Annotated in this window: 22 protein-coding genes; 16 read left to right on the forward strand and 6 right to left on the reverse strand. The window is 61.2% G+C overall.

Annotation, left to right across the window (positions count from 1 at the left end; all coding sequences use genetic code 11):
- Positions 1–124 precede the first annotated feature (124 nt).
- From hflK to QC815_RS02995, 4 genes are all read left to right on the forward strand, one after another.
- A complete protein-coding gene (gene hflK, locus QC815_RS02980; protein WP_230446582.1) occupies positions 125–1,381 on the forward strand; it encodes an FtsH protease activity modulator HflK in 1,257 nt (418 codons plus the stop codon).
- Complete coding sequence (hflC, locus tag QC815_RS02985; RefSeq protein WP_230446583.1) at positions 1,382–2,266, forward strand: protease modulator HflC; 885 nt, start codon at positions 1,382–1,384, stop codon at positions 2,264–2,266.
- 144 nt (positions 2,267–2,410) lie between these two features.
- Complete coding sequence (locus QC815_RS02990) at positions 2,411–3,604, forward strand: ATP phosphoribosyltransferase regulatory subunit (protein ID WP_230446584.1); 1,194 nt, start codon at positions 2,411–2,413, stop codon at positions 3,602–3,604.
- On the forward strand, positions 3,604–4,899 hold the full coding sequence (locus tag QC815_RS02995; protein ID WP_230446585.1) for an adenylosuccinate synthase: 1,296 nt from the start codon (positions 3,604–3,606) through the stop codon (positions 4,897–4,899). Before QC815_RS02990 ends, QC815_RS02995 begins: the two co-directional genes overlap by 1 nt.
- Before the next feature lie 120 nt (positions 4,900–5,019).
- On the opposite strand, the gene cobO is transcribed toward QC815_RS02995, so the two are convergent.
- Positions 5,020–5,619 (reverse strand): cob(I)yrinic acid a,c-diamide adenosyltransferase, encoded by a 600-nt coding sequence (cobO, locus tag QC815_RS03000; RefSeq protein WP_309766886.1) that lies wholly within the window; start codon positions 5,617–5,619, stop codon positions 5,020–5,022.
- A gap of 202 nt (positions 5,620–5,821) precedes the next feature.
- On the opposite strand from cobO, the gene QC815_RS03005 reads away from it, so the two are divergent.
- From QC815_RS03005 to QC815_RS03020, 4 genes are all read left to right on the forward strand, one after another.
- Positions 5,822–6,307: a YajQ family cyclic di-GMP-binding protein gene (locus QC815_RS03005; protein WP_309766888.1), complete on the forward strand. Its 486-nt coding sequence runs from the start codon at positions 5,822–5,824 to the stop codon at positions 6,305–6,307.
- A 64-nt stretch (positions 6,308–6,371) separates the two neighbouring features.
- Positions 6,372–9,002: an aminopeptidase N gene (gene pepN, locus QC815_RS03010; protein ID WP_309766890.1), complete on the forward strand. Its 2,631-nt coding sequence runs from the start codon at positions 6,372–6,374 to the stop codon at positions 9,000–9,002.
- 36 nt (positions 9,003–9,038) lie between these two features.
- Positions 9,039–9,998, forward strand: a complete 960-nt coding sequence (gene yegS / locus QC815_RS03015; protein WP_230446589.1) for a lipid kinase YegS — start codon at positions 9,039–9,041, stop codon at positions 9,996–9,998.
- A gap of 60 nt (positions 9,999–10,058) precedes the next feature.
- Positions 10,059–10,769 (forward strand): hypothetical protein, encoded by a 711-nt coding sequence (locus tag QC815_RS03020; RefSeq protein WP_309766893.1) that lies wholly within the window; start codon positions 10,059–10,061, stop codon positions 10,767–10,769.
- Positions 10,770–10,845: 76 nt separating this feature from the next.
- On the opposite strand, the gene QC815_RS03025 is transcribed toward QC815_RS03020, so the two are convergent.
- Complete coding sequence (locus QC815_RS03025) at positions 10,846–11,049, reverse strand: cold-shock protein (protein ID WP_066321172.1); 204 nt, start codon at positions 11,047–11,049, stop codon at positions 10,846–10,848.
- A gap of 132 nt (positions 11,050–11,181) precedes the next feature.
- Here QC815_RS03025 and QC815_RS03030 point away from each other — a divergent pair, with 132 nt between their 5' ends.
- Positions 11,182–11,838: a LysE family translocator gene (locus QC815_RS03030; RefSeq protein WP_230446591.1), complete on the forward strand. Its 657-nt coding sequence runs from the start codon at positions 11,182–11,184 to the stop codon at positions 11,836–11,838.
- 51 nt (positions 11,839–11,889) lie between these two features.
- Here QC815_RS03030 and QC815_RS03035 read toward each other — a convergent pair whose 3' ends face one another.
- The gene (locus QC815_RS03035) at positions 11,890–13,821 is read right to left on the reverse strand and encodes a transglycosylase SLT domain-containing protein (RefSeq protein ID WP_309766897.1); all 1,932 of its coding nucleotides are present in this window, start codon (positions 13,819–13,821) and stop codon (positions 11,890–11,892) included.
- Between the two features lie 97 nt (positions 13,822–13,918).
- Between QC815_RS03035 and QC815_RS03040 the strand changes: the two genes are divergently transcribed.
- The 4 genes from QC815_RS03040 to sixA all read left to right on the forward strand — a co-directional run bounded on the left by QC815_RS03040 (position 13,919) and on the right by sixA (position 17,917).
- On the forward strand, positions 13,919–14,263 hold the full coding sequence (locus QC815_RS03040; RefSeq protein WP_230446593.1) for a YkvA family protein: 345 nt from the start codon (positions 13,919–13,921) through the stop codon (positions 14,261–14,263).
- Positions 14,264–14,362: 99 nt separating this feature from the next.
- Entirely contained in the window at positions 14,363–16,267 is a 1,905-nt protein-coding gene (gene htpG / locus QC815_RS03045; protein WP_309766900.1) for a molecular chaperone HtpG, read from the forward strand.
- A gap of 98 nt (positions 16,268–16,365) precedes the next feature.
- Positions 16,366–17,433 carry an NAD(P)H-dependent glycerol-3-phosphate dehydrogenase gene (locus QC815_RS03050; RefSeq protein ID WP_309766902.1) on the forward strand — a complete coding sequence of 356 codons (1,068 nt, stop codon included), beginning with the start codon at positions 16,366–16,368 and terminating at the stop codon, positions 17,431–17,433.
- Positions 17,426–17,917 carry a phosphohistidine phosphatase SixA gene (gene sixA, locus QC815_RS03055; protein WP_230446596.1) on the forward strand — a complete coding sequence of 164 codons (492 nt, stop codon included), beginning with the start codon at positions 17,426–17,428 and terminating at the stop codon, positions 17,915–17,917. The genes QC815_RS03050 and sixA overlap by 8 nt, the downstream gene beginning before the upstream one ends.
- Before the next feature lie 50 nt (positions 17,918–17,967).
- Here sixA and gatB read toward each other — a convergent pair whose 3' ends face one another.
- From gatB to gatC, 3 genes are all read right to left on the reverse strand, one after another.
- On the reverse strand, positions 17,968–19,422 hold the full coding sequence (gatB, locus tag QC815_RS03060) for an Asp-tRNA(Asn)/Glu-tRNA(Gln) amidotransferase subunit GatB (RefSeq protein ID WP_309766904.1): 1,455 nt from the start codon (positions 19,420–19,422) through the stop codon (positions 17,968–17,970).
- Positions 19,422–20,882: an Asp-tRNA(Asn)/Glu-tRNA(Gln) amidotransferase subunit GatA gene (gene gatA / locus QC815_RS03065; RefSeq protein WP_309766907.1), complete on the reverse strand. Its 1,461-nt coding sequence runs from the start codon at positions 20,880–20,882 to the stop codon at positions 19,422–19,424. Before gatA ends, gatB begins: the two co-directional genes overlap by 1 nt.
- 65 nt (positions 20,883–20,947) lie before the next feature.
- The gene (gatC, locus tag QC815_RS03070) at positions 20,948–21,235 is read right to left on the reverse strand and encodes an Asp-tRNA(Asn)/Glu-tRNA(Gln) amidotransferase subunit GatC (RefSeq protein ID WP_230446599.1); all 288 of its coding nucleotides are present in this window, start codon (positions 21,233–21,235) and stop codon (positions 20,948–20,950) included.
- Positions 21,236–21,464: 229 nt separating this feature from the next.
- Between gatC and QC815_RS03075 the strand changes: the two genes are divergently transcribed.
- The 3 genes from QC815_RS03075 to mreD are packed head-to-tail and all read left to right on the forward strand — an operon-like array spanning position 21,465 to position 23,956.
- Positions 21,465–22,502, forward strand: coding sequence for a rod shape-determining protein (locus QC815_RS03075; RefSeq protein ID WP_230446600.1), 1,038 nt, complete (start codon positions 21,465–21,467; stop codon positions 22,500–22,502).
- Positions 22,503–22,526: 24 nt separating this feature from the next.
- Positions 22,527–23,471 (forward strand): rod shape-determining protein MreC, encoded by a 945-nt coding sequence (gene mreC / locus QC815_RS03080; RefSeq protein WP_230446601.1) that lies wholly within the window; start codon positions 22,527–22,529, stop codon positions 23,469–23,471.
- Positions 23,471–23,956, forward strand: a complete 486-nt coding sequence (mreD, locus tag QC815_RS03085) for a rod shape-determining protein MreD (protein WP_230446602.1) — start codon at positions 23,471–23,473, stop codon at positions 23,954–23,956. Before mreC ends, mreD begins: the two co-directional genes overlap by 1 nt.
- The last annotated feature ends 19 nt before the right edge of the window (positions 23,957–23,975 follow it).

Here is a 23,975-nt window from a genome sequence, read left to right on the forward strand (position 1 = left end):
AGTATCCGGAGTGCTCGGTTCGTGACCCAGCAAGCGCCGTATTGCAATAATACTAAATACGCGCTGCGGCCCTGTGTTAACGTCGGGGCAAGCGTGTGAGTGAATACCTCAGTGGAGACGAAGTATGGCCTGGAATGAGCCTGGTGGTGGCAACCAGCATGACCCCTGGAGTGGTGGTGGCCGACGTGGCGGTAGCGACGGCGGTGGCAACCGTGGCGGAAACAACGACGGTGGTAACGGCAACAAGGGAGGCAATAATCAAGGCCCTCCAGATCTTGATGAGGCCCTGAAAAAGTTTCAGGACAAGCTCAGCGGCGTGCTGGGCGGCGGCAAGAAATCAGGCGGCGGTGGCAAGAAAGGCGGTGGCGGCGGCAAGCCTCGCAACGTCTTCGCGCTACCTGGGCTGCTGATTATCGTCGCGCTGGCGATCTGGGCCGCGATGGGCTTTTACGTAGTGGATCAATCCGAGCGTGGCGTGGTGCTTCGCTTTGGCGAATACCAGAATACGGTCACCCCGGGCCTGCAGTGGAACCCGCCGTTGATTGACGAAGTGCGCATGGTCAACGTCACCCGCGTACGCTCGCTGACCCAGACCCAGTCGATGCTGACCCGCGATGAAAACATCGTCGAAGTCGAAATCTCCGCTCAGTACCAGGTGGCCGATCCGCGTAATTTCGTACTTAACGTCCGCGACCCGGAACTGTCGCTGGATAACGCGCTCGATTCCTCGCTGCGGCACGTGGTCGGCGGCACCGACATGATCGATATCCTGACCTCGGGCCGTGAAATCCTGGGTAGCTCGGTAGCGAGCCGCCTGCAGTCCTACCTGGACAACTACGGCGCCGGCATTCAGCTGCAGACCATCAACATCGAGTCCACCACTGCGCCTGAGCCGGTCATCGATGCCTTTGATGACGTGATTCGCGCCCGTGAAGATCGTCAGCGTACGATTAACCAGGGCATCGCCTACGCCAACGCCATCATCCCTGAGGCTCAGGGGCAGGCGCAGCGTTTGATCGAACAGGGCCAGGGTTATCGCGAATCGGTCGTGGCTGAAGCCCAGGGTCAGGCCAACCGCTTCAATTCGCTGCTCGCCGAGTACCAGAACTCGCCCGATATCATGCGCGAGCGTATGTATATTGAAGCCATTGAAGACGTCTTTGGCGAAACGCCCAAGGTGCTGCTGGATGTGAGTGATAACGCGCCGATGATGTATTTGCCGCTAGAGCAGCTGAATCGTCGCCAGGGTGCCGCCGCCTCGCAGCAGGGCAACAGCGACGGCGTTGACCCCCAGGTGCTGGAAAGCCTGTCCAGCAGTAACAGCAGTAGCCAGAGTAGTTCCTCATCCAACAGCAGCGGCATCCGCAGGGAGGGCCGGTAAATGATCAATAATCGTTCCCTGCTAATTGTCGGCGGCATCGCCGCCGTTGCGTGGCTTGCCAGCAACAGCCTGTATGTTGTCGATGAAACAGAACGTGCGGTCAAACTGCGCTTCGGTGAGGTCATCGAAGAGAACATTCAGCCGGGCCTGCACGTCAAAATGCCGATTGCGCAGACCGTGCGCACCTTCGATACCCGCCTGCTGACGCTGGATACCGACACCAGCCGCTATCTGACCCAAGAGCAGAAAGCGGTCATTGTCGATTCCTACGTGAAGTGGCAAGTGGTCAATCCGACGCGCTATTACGAGGCCACCGCAGGGGATGAAATGATGGCGACGCGCCTGATTCAGCCCCGCGTTGACGAAAGCCTGCGCAACCAGTTTGGTCGCTTGAACCTTCAGCAGATTATCGCCGAGGAGCGCGACGACCTGATGGATGGTCCGACCGAAGAGCTCGACGCGCTGATGCGTGAAGAGCTCGGCGTGGCGATTCGCGATATTCGTATCAAACGTATCGATCTGCCGGACGACGTGTCAGCTGCGGTCTATGAACGGATGCGCTCAGAGCGTGAGCGTGAAGCCCGTGAGTGGCGCGCTCAGGGTCAGGAAGAGGCTGAACGGATCCGGGCCAATGCGGATCGTCGTCGTCAGGTGCTGCTTGCTCAAGCCAGCGAACGCGCCGAGACGCTGCGTGGTGAAGGTGATGCCCAGGCCGCTGCGATCTTCTCGGAAGCCTATGGTCAGGATCAGGAGTTCTTTACGTTCTGGCGTAGCCTGAATGCCTATCGCGAGAGCTTCGCGGGCGATGACAACCTGCTGGTGCTCGAGCCGGATAGCGACTTCTTTCGCTACCTGCGCAGCGCCATGCCCGACGAAGACAGTTAAGCCATTGGCGTAGGCCCCGTCGGACACCGGCGGGGTTCAACGCGTCACAAAACGTGGTAGACTTTATTAACCGGGCGCAGCCCGGTTTTTTTGTGGCCCTACGTTATTGGGCCTTCATTATTGTCGTCTCGCAGGATTGTTTACATGACCATCGCTGACCGCTGGCTATTGCCCGACGGCATGGACGAAGTGCTGCCGCCTCAGGCAAGCCGTATGGAAGAGCTACGCCGGACGTTGCTGGACCTATACCATGGCTGGGGCTATGACCAAGTCATGCCGCCCCCGGTCGAGTTTCTGGACTCGCTGCTTACCGGCACGGGAACCGATCTGGATCTCCAAACCTTCAAGTTGACCGATCAGTTGACGGGGCGGATGATGGGCGCATCGGCGGATGTCACGCCGCAGGTAGCGCGGATGGATGCCCACTCGCTCAAGCGTCAGGGGCCAGTACGACTGTGCTACTGCACCAACGTACTGCGCGCCAAGGCCGACCAGCATCAAGGTGGCCGCAGTCCGGTGCAGGTAGGCGTCGAGCTGTTCGGCCATGCCGGGCTAGATGCCGACAAGGAAATTATTCACCTGGCATTGTCGAGTCTCCAGGCGGCCGGCGCCCAGGAAATCCACCTGGCGCTGGGGCATATCGGCATTTATCGCAGTCTGGTGGAAGCCGCCGACTTGAGCGCCGAGCAGGAGGCGTCACTGTTCGACGCCCTGGCCCTCAAGTCCCCGGGCCTGTTGGCCGAGCAGGTCAGCGCCAGCGTCAGCGATCCGGCGCTTGCCGACATGCTGCTCGCCCTTGGCGACCTGCACGGCGATGCTGATATTCTGGTGCAGGCGCGCGAGCGGCTGGCAGGTGCGCCCGCCTCGGTAGCGGCGGCGCTGGATCAGCTGGACGCCCTCTACCAAGGAGTGTTGGCGCAGTTTGACGTGTCGTTGTATTTTGATCTGGCGGAGCTGCGCGGCTATCAATACCATACCGGCATGATGTTTGCGGCCTATGTGCCGGGCTATGGTCATGCACTCGCAAAAGGCGGGCGCTACGATGATACCGGGCGTGCCTTTGGACGTGCGCGTCCCGCCACCGGTTTCTCGATGGACTTGAAGCAGTTAGCTTCACTGGACGTGGCCGCACCGGCGAAAGGCGCGATCTGGGCGCCTGCCGAGCAGGCGGCGTCGCTGGATGCAGCCATCGTCGCCTTGCGCGCGCAGGGCGAGCGGGTAATTCAGGCGCTGCCAGGGCAGCGTACGGGACCGGCGGAGCATGATTGTGACCGCCGTCTTGAGTTTATCGATGGCCGTTGGCAGCCAACGGCCCTGACACAAGAGACGAGTGCATAATGGGTAAGAATGTCGTAGTCCTGGGAACCCAGTGGGGCGATGAAGGCAAGGGCAAGATCGTTGATTTGCTGACCGAGTCGGCATCGGCGGTGGTGCGTTTCCAGGGTGGCCATAACGCTGGCCATACGCTGGTGATCGACGGTGAAAAGACCGTATTGCACCTTATTCCGTCCGGCGTATTGCGTCCCGACAAGACCTGTGTCATCGGCAATGGCGTGGTGCTGTCGCCGGAAGCACTGATCAAGGAAATTCGAGAGCTCGAGGCCAAGGGCGTGCCGGTTCGCGAGCGGCTGCGTCTGTCACCTGCCTGCCCCTTGATCCTGCCGTATCACGTGCGCCTGGATCAGGCCCGTGAAAAAGCCCGTGGCATCGCCAAGATCGGCACCACAGGTCGCGGTATTGGTCCGGCCTACGAGGACAAGGTTGCCCGCCGTGGCTTGCGTCTTGGCGATATGCTGCACCGCGAGCGCTTTGCCTCCAAGCTTGGTGAAGTGCTTGACTACCACAACTTCGTGCTGGTGAATTACCACGGCGAGCCGGCCGTCGACTTCCAGGAAGTCCTCGATAGCGCCATGCAAATGGCCGACGAGCTGCGTCCCATGGTCGCCGACACGGTAAGCATGGTGCACGACCTGCGCAAAGCCGGGGAAAATATTCTCTTCGAAGGCGCCCAGGGCTCGCTGCTGGATATCGACCACGGCACCTACCCGTTCGTGACCAGCTCCAACACCACGGCGGGTGGCACGGCGACGGGCTCCGGCGTCGGGCCGCTGTATCTGGACTACGTGCTGGGCATCACCAAGGCCTACACCACGCGCGTCGGGTCGGGGCCGTTTCCCACCGAGCTGTTTGACGACCACGGTCGCCATCTGGCCGAAAAGGGCCACGAGTTCGGCGCCACCACCGGTCGTGCCCGCCGCTGTGGCTGGTTCGATGCCGTGGCGCTGCGCCATGCGGTGCAGATCAACTCGGTGTCGGGCATCTGCCTGACCAAGCTTGATGTCCTCGATGGGCTGGAAAACATTCGCGTCTGCGTGGGCTATCGCAGCAAGGACGGCGACGTTCTCGACGCTCCTGTGGACTCGGAAGGCTACGAAGCCATCGAGCCGCTTTACGAAGACCTGCCGGGCTGGAAGGAGTCGACGCTGGGCATCAAGAAGGTCGAGGATCTGCCTGCCAATGCGCGCGCCTACATCAGCTTCCTGGAAGAGCAGGTCGGCACCAGCATCGACATCATTTCGACCGGGCCGGATCGCATCGAAACCATTGTACTGCGCAATCCGTTCGACGAATAATCGCGATATCGACGCCCATGGCGTGTTGGGCTTTTAGGTAGCGAGTGAAAGAGAGGGGGCGACGGGGTCGCCCCTTTTTGCATCCGTTTGCTTCTTGTGTCCGTTAGTGCTCAGCCCGGTTTAAAAATCGATGCCTCGACGCGCCTGAAGGCCGTTGTTGAAGGCGTGGCGAACTTCCTGCATTTCGGTCACCGTATCGGCCATGGCAACAAGGTCGCGGTGAGCGTTGCGTCCGGTGACGATCACCGTCTGTTCACGGGGACGGTTCTCGAGCGCCTTGATCACCGTGGCAATATCCAGGTAGCCAAATTTGAGCATGTAGGTGATTTCATCGAGCACCACCAGGTAGGTGTCGGGGTCGGCCAGCATTTTCTCGGCGTCCTGCCATACCGCCTGGCACGCCTGGGTATCGGCCTCGCGGTTTTGTGTATCCCAGGTAAAGCCGGTGGCCATGATGGCAACGCTCAGGTTGGAATCTTCTTCCAGACGATTGCGCTCGCCGCACTCCCACAGACCCTTGATAAACTGCACGACGCCGACCTTGTAACCGTAGCCAAGGGCTCGGGTCACGGTGCCCCAGGCGGCGGTCGTCTTGCCCTTGCCGTTGCCGGTGTTGATCAGCAGCAAGCCGCGCTGCTCGGTCGCCTCGGCGACCTTTTCATTGACACGCGCCTTGAGTTTCTCCATTGATGCCTTGTGGCGTGTACTGCGATCTGTCATGCGATTTCCTCAGTGTCAAACAGCCATCTTGGTGTCCTAGCCTAAGCGATTCATTGCGTCTTGAACATCGAGGCGACCCCGCTTTTATTTCATGGTGGTGAGGGGAGAGGAAGCAATATTAGGCGATTTGGGCGAAGAGCATTGGCCGGTAGGGGGCTGGCTGCTCTAGAATGGGTAGCTATGTCTTGTCAGGAATCTGTCTATGCCGTCATTTGATATTGTTTCAGAGTTCGATCAGCACGAAGCGGCGAATGCCGTCGATCAGGCCAATCGTGAAGTCCAGTCGCGTTTTGATTTCAAAGGGGTGGATGCCTCGTTCAGCCTCGAAAAGGACACGGTTCAGTTGGAGGCAGAGGTTGACTTTCAGCTCAAGCAGATGCTGGACGTGCTGCGTAATCGGTTAATTGCACGTGGCATCGACGCGCGCTGCATGGATATCAAGGATCCCGTTCTTTCCGGTGTCAAAGCCCGCCAGGAAGTCGCTCTCAAGCAAGGCCTGGATCAGACCGAGGCCAAGGACATCGTCAAGCGTATCAAGGCCAGCAAGCTGAAAGTCCAGGCACAGATCCAGGGCGAGAAAGTGCGTGTGACGGGTAAGAAACGCGACGATCTGCAAAGCGTCATGGCGTTACTGCGCGGTGAAGAAGGGCCGGAACTGCCTCTGCAGTTCGATAACTTCCGCGACTGAGCCCACGCGCTTACCGTTTCCTTAACGCCGATAACAACAGCACCGACCATAGGAGTTTCGCATCATGTCTGATCCGCAGCCGGTTTATTTAAGCGATTACCAGCCCCCCGCCTATCGGGTGACTCATACCGAGCTGACGTTTGATCTTGACCCTGCCAATACCCTCGTCACCGCGCGGCTGCATATCGAGCGGCGGGCCACCGCCGATGCCGATACGCCGCTGATCCTTGACGGTGAGCAACTCACCCTTCGCTCGCTGTCGATTGACGGCACGCCGCTTGCAGAGAACGTCTATCAGGTCGGCGACGAAGGCCTGCGGATCGAACGGGTACCGGCGTGCTTCGTGCTGGACAGTGAGGTGGTGCTGGCCCCAGAGGACAACACCGCGCTGGAAGGCCTCTACCAGTCCAATGGCATGTTCTGTACCCAGTGCGAAGCCGAGGGGTTTCGTCGCATCACCTTTTACCCGGATCGTCCGGACGTCATGTCGACGTTTACCGTGACGGTGATCGGCGATCGCCGGCGCGAGCCGATTCTGCTTGCCAACGGCAACCCGGTCGAGCAGGGCGAGCGTCCGGATGGCCGCCACTATGCCATCTGGGAAGACCCGCACCCCAAGCCCTGCTACCTGTTTGCCCTGGTCGCCGGGGATCTGCATAAGGTGGAAGACCATTTCACCACCCAGTCCGGGCGAGACGTCACCCTGCAGCTGTGGGTGGAAGAGGAGAACCTGCAGAAAACCGACCATGCCATGGGCTCGCTCAAGCGTGCCATGGCGTGGGACGAGCAGGTCTACGGACGCGAATACGATCTGGACCTGTTCATGATCGTGGCGGTCAACGACTTCAACATGGGGGCCATGGAGAACAAGGGCCTCAATATCTTCAACTCGGCGGCGGTGCTGGCCCACCCGGATACCGCCACCGACGCCGCCTTTCAGACCGTCGAAGGCATCGTGGCCCACGAGTACTTTCACAACTGGTCGGGGAACCGGGTGACCTGCCGGGACTGGTTTCAGCTGTCCCTGAAAGAGGGCTTTACGGTTTTTCGTGACCAGTGCTTCTCGGCCGAGACCAACTCTGCCCCGGTGAAGCGGATTCAGGACGTGTCGTTTTTCCGTACGGCGCAGTTCGCCGAGGACGCGGGTCCCACGGCCCATCCGGTGCGCCCCGATCATTACATTGAAATCACCAATTTCTACACCCTGACGATTTATGAAAAGGGCGCCGAGATCGTCCGAATGCTGCGCAACCTGGTCGGCTGGGACGCCTTTCGCCAGGGCGCAGACCGCTACTTCGAGCGCTTTGACGGACAGGCGGTCACCATTGAGGATTTCGTCGACTGCATGGCGGAAGCCTCGGGGCTTGACCTGAGCCAGTTCATGCGCTGGTACGATCAGGCCGGGACGCCCGAGATCGATGCCCACGGCGAGTACGACTACGCCCACGGCGAATACCACCTGACGCTGCGTCAGCGAACCCCTGCCACGCCCGGACAGGTGGACAAGCAGCCGCTGCATATCCCGGTCGCCATGGGGCTGGTAGGCACCAAGTCAGGACAGGATCTGAGGCTTACCCTGGACGGCGAAAAGCTCGGTAAAGACGCGGTGATTCACCTCCGCGAAGACGAACAGACGTTTGTGTTTACCGATGTGGCCGAAGCCCCGGTTCCCTCACTGCTGCGCCACTTTTCTGCCCCGGTAAAGCTGCATTTCCCTTATTCCCGTGAAGATCTGGCCTTTCTGCTGACCCAGGACAGCGACGGCTTCAACCGCTGGGATGCCGGGCAAGGCCTGGCAATGTTAGCACTTGACGACCTGATCGCCGCTCACCGCAACGGCGTCGAGAAGGTCATGGATGGCCGTGTGGTCGATGCGTTCCGCGCGCTGCTGGCCAGTGAGCCGGCGGACAAGGCGGTGCTTGCCGAAATGCTCACGCTGCCTTCCGAGGCGTACATCGCCGAGCAGCAGCCGATTGTCGACGTCGACGCCATTCATGCCGCGCGGGAGTTCGTGCGCCAGTCGCTGGCGATGGCGCTGCGCGATGAGTTCATGGCGACCTTTGAGGCCAATCGCTCCAGTGAGCCTTATGCACCGACGCCGGAGCAGATTGCCCAGCGAAGCTTGAAGAATGTAGCGCTCAGCTACCTGATGTCGATTGAAGATGAGCAGGGCGTGGCGCTGTGCGAAGGCCAGTTTGCGGCTAACCACAACATGACTGACGTGCGCCACGCCCTGACATTGCTGGTGCACAGCGACCGCGATGATCTGGCGACGCCGGCGCTCAAGACCTTCGGTGAAAAGTGGGCCCATGACCCGCTGGTCATGGATCAGTGGTTTACCATCCAGGTGTCCCGGCCGCAGGCGGATGTGCTCGAGCGGGTGAAATACCTGATGGCGCATCCCGCCTTCTCGCTGAAAAACCCCAACCGCGTACGCGCACTGATTGGTGCCTTTGCGCAAAATCGGGTGAATTTCCACCGTTTGGACGGCGAGGGGTACGCCTTGCTCGCCGATGTGGTGATCGAGCTGAATCGCCTGAACCCGGAAATTGCCGCGCGTTTGATCACGCCGCTCACCCGCTGGCAGCGTTTCGATGAAACCCGCCAGGATCTGATGCGGTCACAGCTGGAGCGTATTCAACGCGAACCGCTATCAAGCAACGTTTACGAGGTGGTCGAAAAGGCGCTGGCATGATCAGCCCGATGGAGCGATAACCAAAAGGACATCTTAGTGACGACACCACAAAAGCGTTTTTTACTTATCGTCAATGGTAAATCCGCCGGTAATGCGGCGCTACGTGAAGCAGTGGTTGAGCAGCGCAAGGCAGGGGTTCCGATCAGCGTCCGGGTAACATGGGAAGCAGGCGATGCCGTCTACTTTGCCGAGGCGGCCGCCGGCATGGAGATCACCCATGTGATTGCCTGCGGCGGGGACGGCACCGTCAATGAGGTGATGAACGGGCTAATGCGCCTGGTGCCGTCGCGGCGGCCCGCCCTGGGGATTGTGCCCATGGGGAGTGCCAATGACTTTGCCACTTCGGTGGGCTTGCCGCTGGAGCCGCATGACGCGCTCGCGGCGGCGTTGACGCTGGCTGACTATCCCATTGACGTCGTCAAGCTGAGTGCCGAGCGCGACAGTGATGCGGTGACTCGCTACTACGTGAACATGATGACGGGTGGCTTTGGCGCCGAAATTACCTCGTCGACCCCCAAAATGCTCAAGCGCATGTTGGGCGGCGGGGCCTATTCGTTGATGGGGGCGGTGAAGGCATGGCGTCATCGCAGCTATCGTGGCACGCTACACTGGGCCGATCAGGAAGAATCCGCCTCGCTGCTGCTGCTGGCGATTGGCAACGGCCGCCAGTCCGGGGGCGGCCAGGTGCTGGCGCCCAACGCTAAACTGGACGATGGTCTACTGGACGTGCTGGTCGTAAAGGATTTTGTCACCGCCACGGCGGTGCCTGACCTGGTCAGCGAGCTGCAGGATTTTCCAGGCGCTGGACGCTTTGTCCGCTACGTATCGGTGGAGGCGCTCAGCGTCACGACGCTGCCCGATGACCCACCCTGGCCGCTGACGCTGGATGGCGAAGCGTGCCACTACCGACGCTTCTGCGCCGAGATCGTGCCGTTGGCGATCCGCGCGGTACTGCCCGATAACTGTCCGCTGCTGTCGTCGGCGGATCAGGACTGAGGCAGCATTGGCAAACGGTTATGGATGCAATGAGGAGCAAACATTGAGGAGACAACATTAATGGCTAACCGCGTTTGGCTACCCGTACTCGCCGCTGCCATGCTGGTCATCAGCGGCTGTGGCGACAGCGCAGAGACATCTGACGTCAATCAGGAGGAGGCGGCGTCATCGTCAACCGATACCGAATCAGCTGCAGTGTCGAACAGCGACGATGACAATGCGCCTGCGGTGTCCTCAGACAGCGACACTGACAGCAGCGCAGCGGATAGCGACGCGGTCGAGTCCCGTCAGGCGGAAGAGGAACTGGCGCGCGCCGAGGCGCTGGAAGGTGAAGACGCCGAGCAGGAAACCGCGCCGCAACCCGAAGAGGTCGAGGCCGATGAAGAGACCCTGGCAGCAGATCCTGAAGACGTGCTGGAAGAGGGCGGAGCCATGCCCGGTGAAGCGACGCGCTCGGATGTGGATGACATCATTGCCGAGACCGAACGCCGCTTCGAGGAGGCGCAGCAGCGACTGGAAGAGCAGTTTCAGGAAGTCGAACAGCAGGCGCCCATCACTGACACCATCAGCGAAGAAGAGATGGACGAGCGCTGGGAATTCGACAGCAGCCTGCCGGAATCGGCGCGCAGTGAAGAAAGCAACCGCGGCAGCGATGTCGATGCGCTGATCGAAGATACCGAACGTCGTTTTGAAGAGGCCGAGCAGCGTCTCAATGAACAGTTTGAGGCGATCGAAGAGGAGCGACCCGAGAGCCTGAGCGAGGCTGAGTAGTCGGCAGGGCGGAGAAAAGCAGACGCCGGGAAATTAAAAAGGCCCGCTGTGAAGCGGGCCTTGTGCGTCGAGGCGATTACGCAACGCGGATGTTGGAAGCCTGAAGGCCTTTCTTGCCCTGAGTCACCTCAAAGCTGACTTTCTGACCGTCCTGCAGGGACTTGAAGCCCTCCGCTTGAATTTCGGAGAAGTGGGCAAACAAATCATCACCGCCGTCATCGGGAGAGATGAAGCCGTAACCTTTGGTATCGTTGAACCACTTGACAGTGCCAGTTGCCATTTTCCATTTCCTTAACGAGCTTAATGATCAGACGGGATGCATTTCGAACCCGTCAATTTCACTCTAGATGCAAAAAAACCGATCGTCCAGTCATAATGCACGGATTCTTTTCCACTTCATGAGCGCTTGAAAATGATGCCTTTTAGCCTGATCGATGCACAGTTTCTGCCGTTTGTCGTCGCCATTACGCTGCTATCGGTGACCCCTGGAGTCGATACGCTGCTGGTGATTCGCAATACGGCCCGAGGCGGCTTTCGCGATGGGGTGGTCACCAGCATGGCGATCTGTAGCGGACTGTTTGTGCATGCCACCATCTCGGCGATGGGGATCTCGCTGATCCTGCTGCAGTCCGCCTGGGCGTTTCATGCCTTGAAGCTGGTGGGGGCAGGGTATCTGATCTGGCTGGGCGTAGGCAGCCTGTTGGCAGCGAGACGCGGGCAGCCGCTGCCGGTCAAGGGAGTAATGACCGATGCCGCCGCCGTACCGCTTTGGCAGTCGCTCAAGGAGGGCTTCCTGTCCAATGTGCTCAACCCCAAGACGGTGGTGTTTTACATGGCTTTTCTACCGCAGTTCATTGCCCCGAGCGACCCGGCCCTGGTCAAGTCGTTGTGGCTGGCGGGCGTGCACTTCGTGATCGCCAATATCTGGCAGATCGGCGTGGTGGTGATGGTCGGCAGCGCCGGTAAATGGCTGGCCAGTGCACGTTTTGCGCAGACCCTTAATGCCATGACCGGCGCTGTCTTGGTCGTGCTGGGGATACGCCTGGCGTTCTCCCAACGCCCGCTCTAGTGGTTCGTGATAGACGCAACGCTGTTGAGCGATGGCTTTATCCCGTCGGTATCAGTTGCGCGCTACCAGGGCGCGGTCGTAACGCACCTGCTTTTCACCCTCACTCAGCAGGGTGACGCCGTCACTCGAGCCGTTGGCAAGGCTTTCAAAGATGGCGCGATAGGCTAGCACGGCCTGGACGTAGTTGCGGGTTTCGCGGTACGGGATACGCTCCACAAAGAGGTCAAAAGCCTCGATGCTATTGTCTCCCAGCCAGCGATCCACGCGCCCGGGGCCCGCGTTATAGGCGGCGGTCGCGGCTAGCCGATTGCCCTGGTAGCGCTGTAGCTTGTCGCGCAGGTAAGTGCTGCCCAGACGAATGTTGAGTTCCGGGTCCAGTACGCCGTAGGGGCCGGGGTCTTCGAGCCCGATCTCACGGCTCACCTGGGCCGCGGTACCTGGCATTAGCTGCATCAGCCCACGGGCGCCGGCCGGCGACAGGGCATTGGCGTTATAGGCGCTTTCACGGCGCGTGATGGCCATCAGCAGGTAAGGGTCAACCCCGCTGAGGCGCCCCCAGTGGATGAAGTCATCGTGATAGGCCTGGGGGAAGCGCCATTCGAGAGCGTCCCACATGCCCGCTGCAATGGTGGTCTGCACCAGCCGGGCATGCCAGTCTTGGGCGGCGGCAAAGTCCGCCAGCGCCCGGGCTTCTTCGGTGGATGCCTGCTGCACCGCATGCAGCCATTCGCTGTTGGCCAGGCCGTCTTCGCCGATGCGCATCAACGCCTGGGTGCGCTGGACGACCGGCAGTTCGGCAATACGCTGCCGTGAGGCCTCATCGAAATAGAAGCGTTCGTTGTTCAGGGCCAGGGGCTGACCCAGGCGCTCTGCGGCGGCAAAGCCGTAAAAACTGCGTTCGTCGGCGGCCTGTTGAAAATGCGTTGCCGCGGCGTCCTGATTGCCTAGCTGATCGTTGGCGCGGGCCAGCCAGTATTGCCAGCGAGCCTCCTGCTGCTGGTCGCCGGGCATCCGGGTAATCCACTGGCGTACGTTCTCCCACTGGCGCGCCTGAAGCGCGCGGCGAACGCGCAGCTCGAACACCCGCTCGCTGTCGAGACGAGGCAGCACGCTGTCCACCCAGGCCATCGAATCGGGGACTTCACGCACCAGCACATAGTAGGCCAGTGCTTCCTCGATGCGTTGCTGATCACTGGGTAGCAGGCGCAAGCGATCATCCAGAGTGCGCCAGTAGGCGAAGGCCTGCGAGGTATCTTCCTGGATAAGACGCTGCATGCCTGCCTGATAAAAGGGGCTGGTTGCGGCGCATTCGGGGCCCAGGCAGGTGGGCGAGCTCAACAGTTTCTCGGGATCGCTGTCGGCCGCTTCATAGGTATCGATAGCGGTTTGCCAGGCGCCGCTCAGTTGGTCACTCAGGTAGTCGGCCAGGCGGGTGTTGTCCGCCTGCCAGGCGAGCATCAGGCGATCCCAGACCGCTTCATCGTCGATGGTGCCATTGGCTCTCAAGCGCTCAAACAGTGTGTCGCAGGCGCTGGGCTGCGATTGTGCCACCGTCCACAGGCGCAGGCCCGCGTCTGCTGCTTGCTGCGGGGCGCTATCAAAGTGCGCCGTGTGATAATAGCACTGCCTGGCGGTCCCGCTGGGCTCGCCGTCGCTGACCGCGCGAACATCGCCAAATTGGCCGGCGTCGCCGTAGCGTTCGATCGCCTGGCCGCGCAGCCATTCACCCAGCGGCGAATCGCGATGAACATCGACGTAGCGGTTGACCGCGTCGGGTGACAGATCCGGCAGCTGGCCGCGCAGGCGGTGGTAAGTCACATAGCCGCTTAACGGGTGGTCTGCGATCGCGGCCATGTCGATGCGATCCCACTGCTGATTGCGCGCGGCCTCGAGTGCGTCGCGCAATGCGCTGTCGGCAGCCCAGGACAGGTTCGGCAGGCAAGCCATGAAAGCGATGGAGAATACGCGGGCGGTGCGGGGCATGATGCTTCCTCGATACGGCGTTCGGCCACCTGGGGAGAATGAGCTATTCTAACGCGAGCGATTCTGACAACCGAACGCCTTAGAGGATTCACTACTGATGGCTCCATTATCCACGTGGTGGTTGCTACGTCGACTTAAATCCCGTGCCTGGGCAGTCAAGCGCATTGTACGGGCCTTGAAGCTGTTTTTACCGATGACCCGCGATGTCATCAAGGGGCGTTTTCGCCCGGTGCCCTGGTCGGCGTTTGTGCTGATGGCGGGGGCGCTGTTTTATCTGGTGTTGCCGTTTGACCTGATCCCCGATTTTCTGATGTTGATCGGCGTGGTTGACGATGTGGTGATCGTCGGATGGCTGCTCAATCGTATCGACAAGCGGCTGGCCGACTATCGCGCCTGGAAATACCCGCAAAGCGAGCCCTCATCGTCGCCCCCTGCCGCTTGAAAAATCATCCCTCAGCCCCATATCTCGTTCACACCTGATTTATGCCTTTGCCAGCGTGGCAGGGCCCCTTATGCAACGAGATCAACGAGGGCTAAGCGCATGTCCAATACGAACCACGAAGAAACCCTTGGCTTTCAGACGGAAGTTAAGCAGCTGTTGAATCTGATGATTCATTCGCTGTACTCCAACCGGGAAATTTTCCTGCGCGAGCTGATTTCCAACGCCGCCGACGCCTGCGACAAGCTACGCTACGCGGCGTTGGACAACGATGCGTTGTACGAAGGCGATAGCGAACTGCGGGTCGAGATCGAACACGACGCCGAAGCGGGCACGGTAACCCTGCGCGACAACGGCATCGGCATGAATCGCGACGATGTGATTGCCAACCTCGGCACCATCGCGCGCAGCGGCACCTCCGAGTTCCTCAAGCAGCTGTCCGGCGAGCAGCAGAAAGACGCCAAGCTGATCGGTCAGTTCGGCGTCGGCTTCTACTCCAGCTTCATCGTCGCCGACGACGTCACGGTGCGCACGCGCAAGGCGGGAGAGGACGCCAGCACCGGCGTCGAGTGGCGCTCCAAGGGCGAGGGTGAATTTACCGTTGCCGATATCGACCTTGAGAAGCACGGCACCGAAATCATCCTGCACCTCAAGGACGATGCCAAAGAATTTGCCGACGATTTCCGTCTGCAGAACCTGGTGCGCAAGTACTCGGATCATATCGAAGTGCCGGTGCGCATGCCCAAGACCGAAACCGCCAAGGACGACGACGGCAATCCCATCGAGGGCAGTGAAGTCACCACCTGGGAAACCGTCAACGAAGCCACGGCGCTTTGGGTGCGCCCCAAGAGCGAGATTTCCGACGACGAGTACAAGGCGTTCTACAAGCACGTTGCCCACGACTTCAGTGACCCGTTGACCTGGAGCCACAACAAGGTGGAAGGCAAGCTGGAATATACCAGCCTGCTGTACGTGCCCGGTCGCGCGCCCTTCGATATGTTCGACCGCGACGGCGCCCGTGGCGTGAAGCTGTACGTCCAGCGCGTCTTCATCATGGACGACGCCGAGCAGTTCCTGCCGCTTTACCTGCGCTTCATCAAAGGGGTGCTGGATACCCGTGATCTGTCGCTCAACGTCTCCCGTGAGCTTCTCCAGCAGGATCCCAAGGTCGACAAGATCAAGGGGGCGCTGACCAAGCGCGCGCTGGATATGCTCAAGAAGCTTGCCAAGGACGACGAGCAGTATCAGACCTTCTGGAACACCTTTGGTAGCGTGCTCAAGGAAGGCCCGGGGGAAGACGCCGCCAACCGCGAAAAAATCGCCGGCCTGCTGCGCTTTGCCTCGACGCACACCGACACGGCCGCGCAGGAGCATGCGCTTGCCGACTACGTCGGGCGCATGAAAGAAGGTCAGCAGAAGATCTATTACGTGGTGGCCGACAGCTTCAACGCCGCCAAGCACAGCCCCCACCTGGAAATCTTCCGCAAGAAGGGCATCGAAGTGCTGCTGCTTTCCGACCGCATCGACGAGTGGCTGATGAGCCACCTGACCGAGTTCGATGGCAAGTCCTTCGCGGACGTGGCCAAAGGCGAGCTCGATCTGGGTGACGTGGAAGACGAAGCCGAGAAAAAAGAGCAGGAAGAAACCGCCAAGGCCAAGGAGTCGCTGGTCAAGCGGGTCAAGGAAGCGCTGGGCGAAGGCGTGCAGGACGTCAAGGTCACCCATCGTCTCACCGACTCGCCGGCCTGCGTGGTGCTGCCGGAGCACGAAATGGGCTACCAGATGCGTCGCATCATGGAAGCGGCAGGGCAGCCGCTACCTGAGGTGAAGCCGATACTCGAGCTGAACCCCAGCCACTCGCTGGTAGCGCGCCTGGAAGAGGCCGATGACAGCCTGTTTGCCGACCTGGCTCACATCCTGCTGGATCAGGCGATTATCGCCGAAGGCGGCCACCTGGATGACCCCGCTGCCTACGTGAAGCGTCTCAACGGCGTATTGGCAGCGTAACGCCACCTGCCGCGCACAACGGCCCCTTGGCAGCCCCAAGCGGGCCGTTTGTTTTTGTCGTACGCTTAACTCTTTGTTAATCAAATCCAGGAACCCCCATGGCTGAGCAGCAGATTCGTGTCGCCGTGCTAGGCGGTGGCAGTTTTGGTACCGCCCTGGCCAGTATTGCCGCCGACAATGGCGCTCAGGTGCGCCAGTGGATGCGCGACGAGGCGCTGGTGGAGCAGATCAACCGGGAGCGCCGCAACGGTCGCTACCTGCCGAACTACCCCATTAACCCCGCCGTCCAGGCGTCTACCGACCTTGCAACGGTGCTGCACGACGCGGAGCTGGTGCTGATTGCGATTCCCTCCAAGGCCTTTCGCAGCGTTGTCCAGACCGCCAAACCCTGGCTAAAGCCCGAGCAGATTCTGGTCAGCACGACCAAAGGGATCGAGCAGGACGGCTTTCTGTTGATGAGCCAGGTCCTTGAACAGGAAACCGGGTTTGCGCATATCGGGGTGATTGCCGGCCCCAACCTGGCCTCGGAAATTGCCGACAAGCAGTTGACCGCCACGGTGATTGCCAGCGCCGATGCGTTGACCCGCACGCGGGTTCAGCAAGCGCTGGGCTGCCGCTACTTTCGCGTTTACGCAAGCAACGACCGCCACGGGGTGGAGCTCGGGGGGGCGCTGAAGAATATCTATGCGATTGCCGCCGGCATGGCGGCCGCGCTGGGCATGGGCGAAAATACCCGCAGCATGCTGATGACCCGGGCGCTGGCGGAAATGAGCCGCTTTGCCGTTGCCCAGGGGGCCAACCCCATGACGTTTCTGGGCCTGGCCGGGGTGGGGGATCTGATTGTTACCTGCTCGTCGAATCTGTCGCGCAACTACCGCGTGGGTTTTGCCATCGGCGAGGGCCGCACCCTGGACGACGCCGTCGAGGCCCTCGGGCAGGTGGCAGAGGGCGTCAATACCGTCAGGCTGGTCTGCACCAGGGCGGCCGAGATAGGCGTCTACATGCCCCTTGCCGAAGGGCTGTATCACGTGCTGTTCGACGGCGTGCCGCCACAGGACATGGCGAAGACGCTGATGATGGGCGAGCAAAGCAGTGACGTCGAATTCATTCTTCCCCGCGAAGATGTCCAGCAAGCCCATCGCGATACAGGAGGGTGGCATGACTGACCAAACGCAGCGACTCTGGCTGATGCGCCACGGCGAAGCGGGCCCCGGCCGCCCCGATGAGCAGCGCACGTTGACGCCGCATGGCGAGCAGGAAGTCGCCAAGGTGGCGGACTGGCTTGCCGCGCGTTACACGGCACAGGGATGGCCAACGCCGAGGCTGCTGGCAAGCCCTTTTCGTCGCGCCCAGCAGTCGGCCGCGCGGCTTGCCCAAGCGCTCGCCGTGCCGGTAGAAACCCTGCCGCTGATCACCCCCGACGATCCACCCGAGGCGGTGGTGGAGTGGCTGCTTGAGCAAGCTGACGCGCCGCTGATTCTGGTCAGCCATATGCCGCTGGTGGGCGCACTCACTGAAACCCTGGTGGAAGGCCGCACGGCTCGCGGCATGGGGTTTCCCACTGCGGGCCTTGTCGAGCTGACCGCACCCGTGTGGGCGTCAGGTTGCGCCCAGCTGCAACGCTTTGTGCATCCGGGGCAGTTAACGTAGCGAAAAAAACGGCCGCAAGTGCGGCCGTTTCAGGTTGGCAAGGGGTATGCCTAGAGCAGCGCATCCAGCTTGTCTTTCAACAGGCCATTGACCTGCTGTGGATTGGCGGTTCCCCGCGAGGCCTTCATGACCTGGCCGACGAAGTAACCAATCATCTTGCCGCGCTTTTCGGGCTCGGCGTCGCGATACTGCGCAACCTGGGCGGGGCTGTCGGCGATGACCTGGTCGATCATCGTTTCAATGGCTCCCGTGTCGGTGACCTGCTTGAGGCCTTTCGCCTCGATGATCGCATCGGCGCTTGCGCCTTCGCCGTGCCACAGCGCCTGGAAGACCTGCTTGGCTGCTTTGCCGTTGATGGTGTCGTCGAGCACGCGCTGAACCAGCTCGCCCAGCTGCACGGCCGAGACCGGGCTGTCGGCGATGCTCAGGCTTTCGCGGTTGAGCGCGCCCGATAGCTCGCCCTGCACCCAGTTGGCCGCCTGCTTGGCATCGCCGCACACGTGATGGACCTCCTCGAAATATTCGGCCATGTCGCGGCTGGCGGAAAGCACAGATGCATCGTAGGCCGACAGGCCCAGCGCCTGCTGAAAGCGCTCGCGTTTTTCAGCAGGCAGCTCCGGTAGCTGGCTGCGCAGATGGTCCAGATAGGCCTGGTCGAGTACCACCGGCAGCAGGTCGGGGCAGGGGAAGTAGCGGTAGTCGTTGGCTTCTTCCTTGGTGCGCATGCTGCGGGTTTCGTCGCGCTCGGGGTCGAACAGGCGGGTTTCCTGGATCACCTTGCCGCCGTCTTCGATCAGCTCGATCTGCCGCTCGACTTCAAAGGCAATGGCCTTTTCCACGAAGCGGAACGAGTTGACGTTCTTGATCTCGGCGCGGGTGCCGAAGGCTTCCTGGCCCTTGGGGCGCACCGAGACGTTGACGTCGCAGCGCATCGAGCCTTCGGCCATGTTGCCGTCGGAAATGCCCAGGTAGGTGACGATCGAATGGATCGCCTTGAGGTAGGCAGCCGCCTCTTTGGCGCTGCGCATGTCCGGCTCGGAGACGATTTCCAGCAGCGGCGTGCCGGCGCGGTTCAGGTCAATGCCGGTCATGCCGTGGAAGTCTTCGTGCAGCGACTTGCCCGCGTCCTCTTCCAGGTGGGCATGGTGAATGCGGATCTGCTTGGTGGTGTCGTCGTCCAGGGTGATCTCCACCTCGCCGGGGCCGACGATGGGGTGATACATCTGGCTGGTCTGATAGCCCTTGGGCAGATCCGGGTAGAAGTAGTTCTTGCGATCGAAAACCGATACTTCCGGGATGTCGGCGTGCACCGCCAGGCCAAACTGCACCGCCATGGCCACCGCCTGCTCGTTGAGCACCGGTAGTACGCCGGGTAGACCCAGATCGACCGCGCATGCCTGGCTGTTCGGCTCGGCGCCAAACGCCGTCGAGGCGCCGGAGAAAATCTTCGAGTGGGTGGCGAGCTGAACGTGGACTTCAAGCCCAATCACGGTTTCCCATTGCATCAGGCGCTCTCCTCGGCGGTGGCAGGACGTTGCAGGTGCCAGTCAGTGGCTTGCTGGAACTGGTGGGCGACATTCAACAGTTGGGCTTCGGCAAAGTGGGTGCCGAGTATCTGCAGGCCCACAGGGCGGCGGCCAACGAAACCGGCCGGTACGCTGATGCCGGGAATGCCCGCCAGGTTCACCGCGATGGTGTAGATGTCCTGCAGGTACATGGATACCGGATCCTTCTTGGCCCCCAGGTCGAAGGCCGGCGTGGGCGACGCGGGGCCCATCAGCACATCGACGTCTTCAAAGGCGTCCAGGAAGTCCTGGCGAATCAGGCGGCGAACCTTCTGCGCCTTGGTGTAATAGGCGTCAAAGAAGCCTTCCGACAGCGTGTGGGTGCCAATCAGGATGCGGCGCTGGACTTCTTCGCCGAACCCTTCGGCCCGGGAACGCTTGTATAGGTCGATCAGGTCGCTTGGGTTCTCGCAGCGGTGGCCAAAGCGCACGCCGTCAAAGCGCGACAGGTTGGAGGAGGCCTCGGCCGGGGCGATCACGTAATACGCGGGGATGGCGTAGTGGGTATGCGGCAGGCTGACGTCGCGCACCGTGGCGCCCAACGACTCGTACACGCTAACGGCTTCACGGATGGCTTTTTCTACCTCGGGATCCAGGCCATCGCCGAAGTATTCCTTGGGAAGGCCGATTTTCAGCCCGGACAGCGGCGCATTGAGCGTTTCCGCGTAGTCGGGCACCCCGCGGGCCACGCTGGTGGAGTCGCGCACGTCGTGGCCGGCCATGACGTTCAACAGGTGGGCGCAGTCGGAGGCCGAGCGCGCCATGGGGCCCGCCTGGTCAAGGCTGGAGGCGTAGGCGATCATGCCGTAGCGCGACACGCGGCCGTAGGTCGGTTTGAGGCCGGTAATCCCGCAGAACGCGGCCGGCTGGCGAATCGAGCCACCGGTGTCGGTACCCAGTGCCGCCGGCGTCAGGCCTGCGGCCACCGCCGCCGCGCTGCCGCCGGAACTGCCACCCGGCACTGCGCTAAGGTCCCAGGGGTTCTTCACCGGTCCGTAATAGCTGTTTTCGTTGGAGGAGCCCATGGCAAACTCGTCCATGTTGGTCTTGCCAAGGCTGACGGTGCCCGCCGCCTTGAATTTTTCCACCACGGTGGCGTCGTAAGGCGCCGTAAAGTTGTCCAGCATCCTGGAGCCGCAGCTGGTTTTAACGCCCTGGGTGCAAAAGATATCCTTCAGGGCCAGCGGTAGGCCGGTCAGCCATCCGGCATTGCCGTTGGCACGCGCCTGGTCGGCGGCATCGGCCTGGGCCCGGGCCTGCTCGGCTGTCACGGTAATGAAGCTGTTCAGCGAAGCATCGGCCTGTTCGATGCGTTGCAGGTAGTGGTCGGTCAACTCGCGGCTGGACAGCTCACCGCTGTCCAGCGCCTGGGCGAGTTCCGTCAGTGTCTTGTCGTGCATGACCTGAGAGCTCCGTTCGAAGCGAAAAATAAGGGTGAAAAGTCGGCGAAAGTCGCGGCGTCGGGTTACTCGACCACGCGCGGGACGAGATACAGGCCGTTTTCCACCGCTGGCGCGCAGCGCTGAAAGGTGTCGCGCTGGTCGGTTTCGGTGACCTCGTCGGCACGCAGGCGCTGGGTGGCGTCGAGCGGGTGGGCCAGCGGCGCCACGCCATCGGTATTGACGCCTTGCAGCTGGTCAACCATGTCCAGAATCCGGCTCAGGTCTTCGACGAAGTCGCTGGCCTGGTCATCGCTGACGGCGAGTCGGGCTAGGTGGGCGGCCCGGCGTACATGGGAGTCTTCAAGCGCCATGATCGGAAATTCCTCGCGAAGGTGATGGAACATATCCCGCGTCACGCGGTATACAGTCAGTCATCTTATTAACGTCTTGTGTTGTAGACGTGGAAAATAGCCGCAAAAGGTACCACATCTTGGCGCGAACGGGCAGTGTTAGCCGCGACTCGTGCTTGCTGCCAGGGGGTTGCGGTGATACCGTTTGCATCCGCACAGGGTTCCCAGTCTGCACTAGGTAACAACATCCATGTTCAAACGTCTGAGGGGGCTGTTTTCCAGCGATCTGTCGATCGATCTGGGTACGGCCAACACACTGATTTATGTACGCGGTCGTGGCATTGTCCTTGACGAGCCGTCCGTCGTTGCCATCCGTCAGTCCGGTAATATGCGCAGCGTCGCGGCGGTAGGTGCCGACGCGAAACGCATGCTGGGACGCACGCCGGGCAACATTACGGCCATTCGTCCGATGAAAGACGGCGTCATTGCTGACTTTACGGTCACCGAGCAGATGCTTCAGCACTTCATCCGTAAAGTTCATCAAAGCACCTTCATTACGCCCAGTCCGCGGGTATTGGTCTGTATTCCCTATATGGCGACGCAGGTTGAGCGTCGCGCCATTCGCGAATCCGCCGAAGGCGCTGGCGCGCGCCGGGTCGACCTGATCGAAGAGCCAATGGCCGCCGCTATCGGCGCTGGGCTGCCCGTCGAGGAAGCGCAAGGCTCCATGGTCGTGGATATCGGTGGGGGGACAACCGAAATCGCGATCATTTCGCTTAACGGCATCGTCTACTCCGAATCCATCCGCGTGGGCGGCGACCGCTTTGACGAGGCCATTATCGCCTATGTGCGCCGTCATTACGGCAGCCTGATTGGTGAAGCCACCGCCGAGCGCATCAAGGAAGAAATTGGCTGCGCCTACCCCGGTGGCGAGCTGCGTGAAATTGATGTCCGCGGTCGCAATCTGGCCGAGGGTATCCCCCGCAGCTTCACGCTCAATTCCCACGAAATCCTCGAAGCCCTGCAGGAAACCCTGGGATCTATTGTATCGGCGGTGAAAAACGCGCTGGAACAATCGCCTCCCGAGCTTGCGTCCGATATCGCCGAGCGTGGATTGGTGCTGACCGGCGGCGGTGCGCTGCTGCGCGACATCGACAAGCTGATCGCCGAGGAAACCGGACTGCCCGTGATCGTGGCGGAAGATCCGCTGACCTGCGTGGCACGCGGCGGCGGCAAGGCACTGGAAATGATCGACCAGCATACCTTTGAGTTGTTGTCGAGCGACTGATCGCAGCGGTTAACCGCGGGGGATTTGCCTATTAAACCGCTGTTCTCGCACGGGCCATTACCGGGATATCGGCTGTTTTTCTGCTTGCTGATCGCCGGCGCGCTGATGTTTGTCGATCAGCGTTTTACGCGGATGGAAAACGTGCGTGCCCAGATGTCGATGGTGGTCGCTCCGATTCAGTGGGTGGTGGGCGTCCCTAGCCGAGTGCTGGACTGGGGGGCGCTGGCCCTGTCGGATCAGCAGGCACTCGTCGATGAAAATCAGCGGCTGCGCGAGCAGATCCTGACGCTGTCCCATCGCGGCCAGCAGATGGCGAGCCTGGTCAAGGAAAATGCTGAACTCCGGCGGTTGCTCAACGCCGCTCAGCGGCGCGATATCCCGTACATGTCCGCTGAGCTGCTTTCGCTGGATAACGATCCCTTCAGCCATCAGATGGTGGTAGATCGAGGGCATCGCCACGGTGCCTATGTGGGCCAGCCGGTGATCGATGCCACCGGGCTGGTCGGTCAGGTAACGGCGGTGTCGGCCTACTCGAGTCGCGTGCTGCTGCTGGCTGATGCCAGCCATGCCTTGCCCGTGCAGGTCAACCGCAACGGGTTGCGCTTTATCGTTCAGGGCGCTGGCCGCTACGGTCGGGTTAACGTCCTGCATGTGCCCAATACGGCGGACATCCGTGAAGGCGATCTGCTGACCACCTCGGGGCTGGCCGGGCGCTTCCCGCCAGGCTACCCCGTTGCCCGAGTCACCGATGTCGACCATGACCCGGGTCAGCCATTCGCCCAGGTGACCGCAGAGCCCACGGCGCAGTTGAAACGCTCGCGCCATTTCCTGTTACTTTCGCCGCCGCCGCGTTTGTCGCCTGACGAGCAACAGTGGGACGATACCCTGCGGATATCGGTGGAAGCACTTCGCAGTGCGCGTCAGGTGGTCGACCCTGATGACACATCGTTTTCCCGGGAGGTGCCTTAATGCCCCGCGTGTCGGTGACGCCCCTCGTGGTGATTTGGCTGACGCTGCTACTGGCGCTTTGCCTGCAGGTCATGCCGCTGGCGGACGGGTGGCAGGTATTTCGCCCGGACTGGCTGGGCCTGATGCTGATTTACTGGTGCATGCGCGAGCCGGATCAGGTGGGCGTCTTCCACGGTTTTGTGCTGGGTATTTTGCTCGACCTGATCGAGGGCACCCCGCTGGGACAGCATGCGATCCTGTTTTCCCTGCTGGCGTTCCTCTGCGCCCTGGTGTATGCCCGGTTCCGCGCCTATTCGCTGCTCCAGCAGGCACTGCTGGTGCTGGTGCTGCTGGGGATTGTCCAACTGGTCGACCAGTGGCTGCGCAGCCTGGTGGGTGACTTCTCCATTCATCTGGCGTTTTTAATCTCGTCGGCGGTCAGTGCGGTGTTGTGGCCGTGGCTGGCGACGATGTTTGCCGCTTTGCAGCGCCGTTTTGCCCGCTGACAGACAAGCTGCCCTGAAT

The organism is Vreelandella gomseomensis (genome assembly GCF_031451645.1).
Lineage (GTDB): Bacteria > Pseudomonadota > Gammaproteobacteria > Pseudomonadales > Halomonadaceae > Vreelandella > Vreelandella gomseomensis.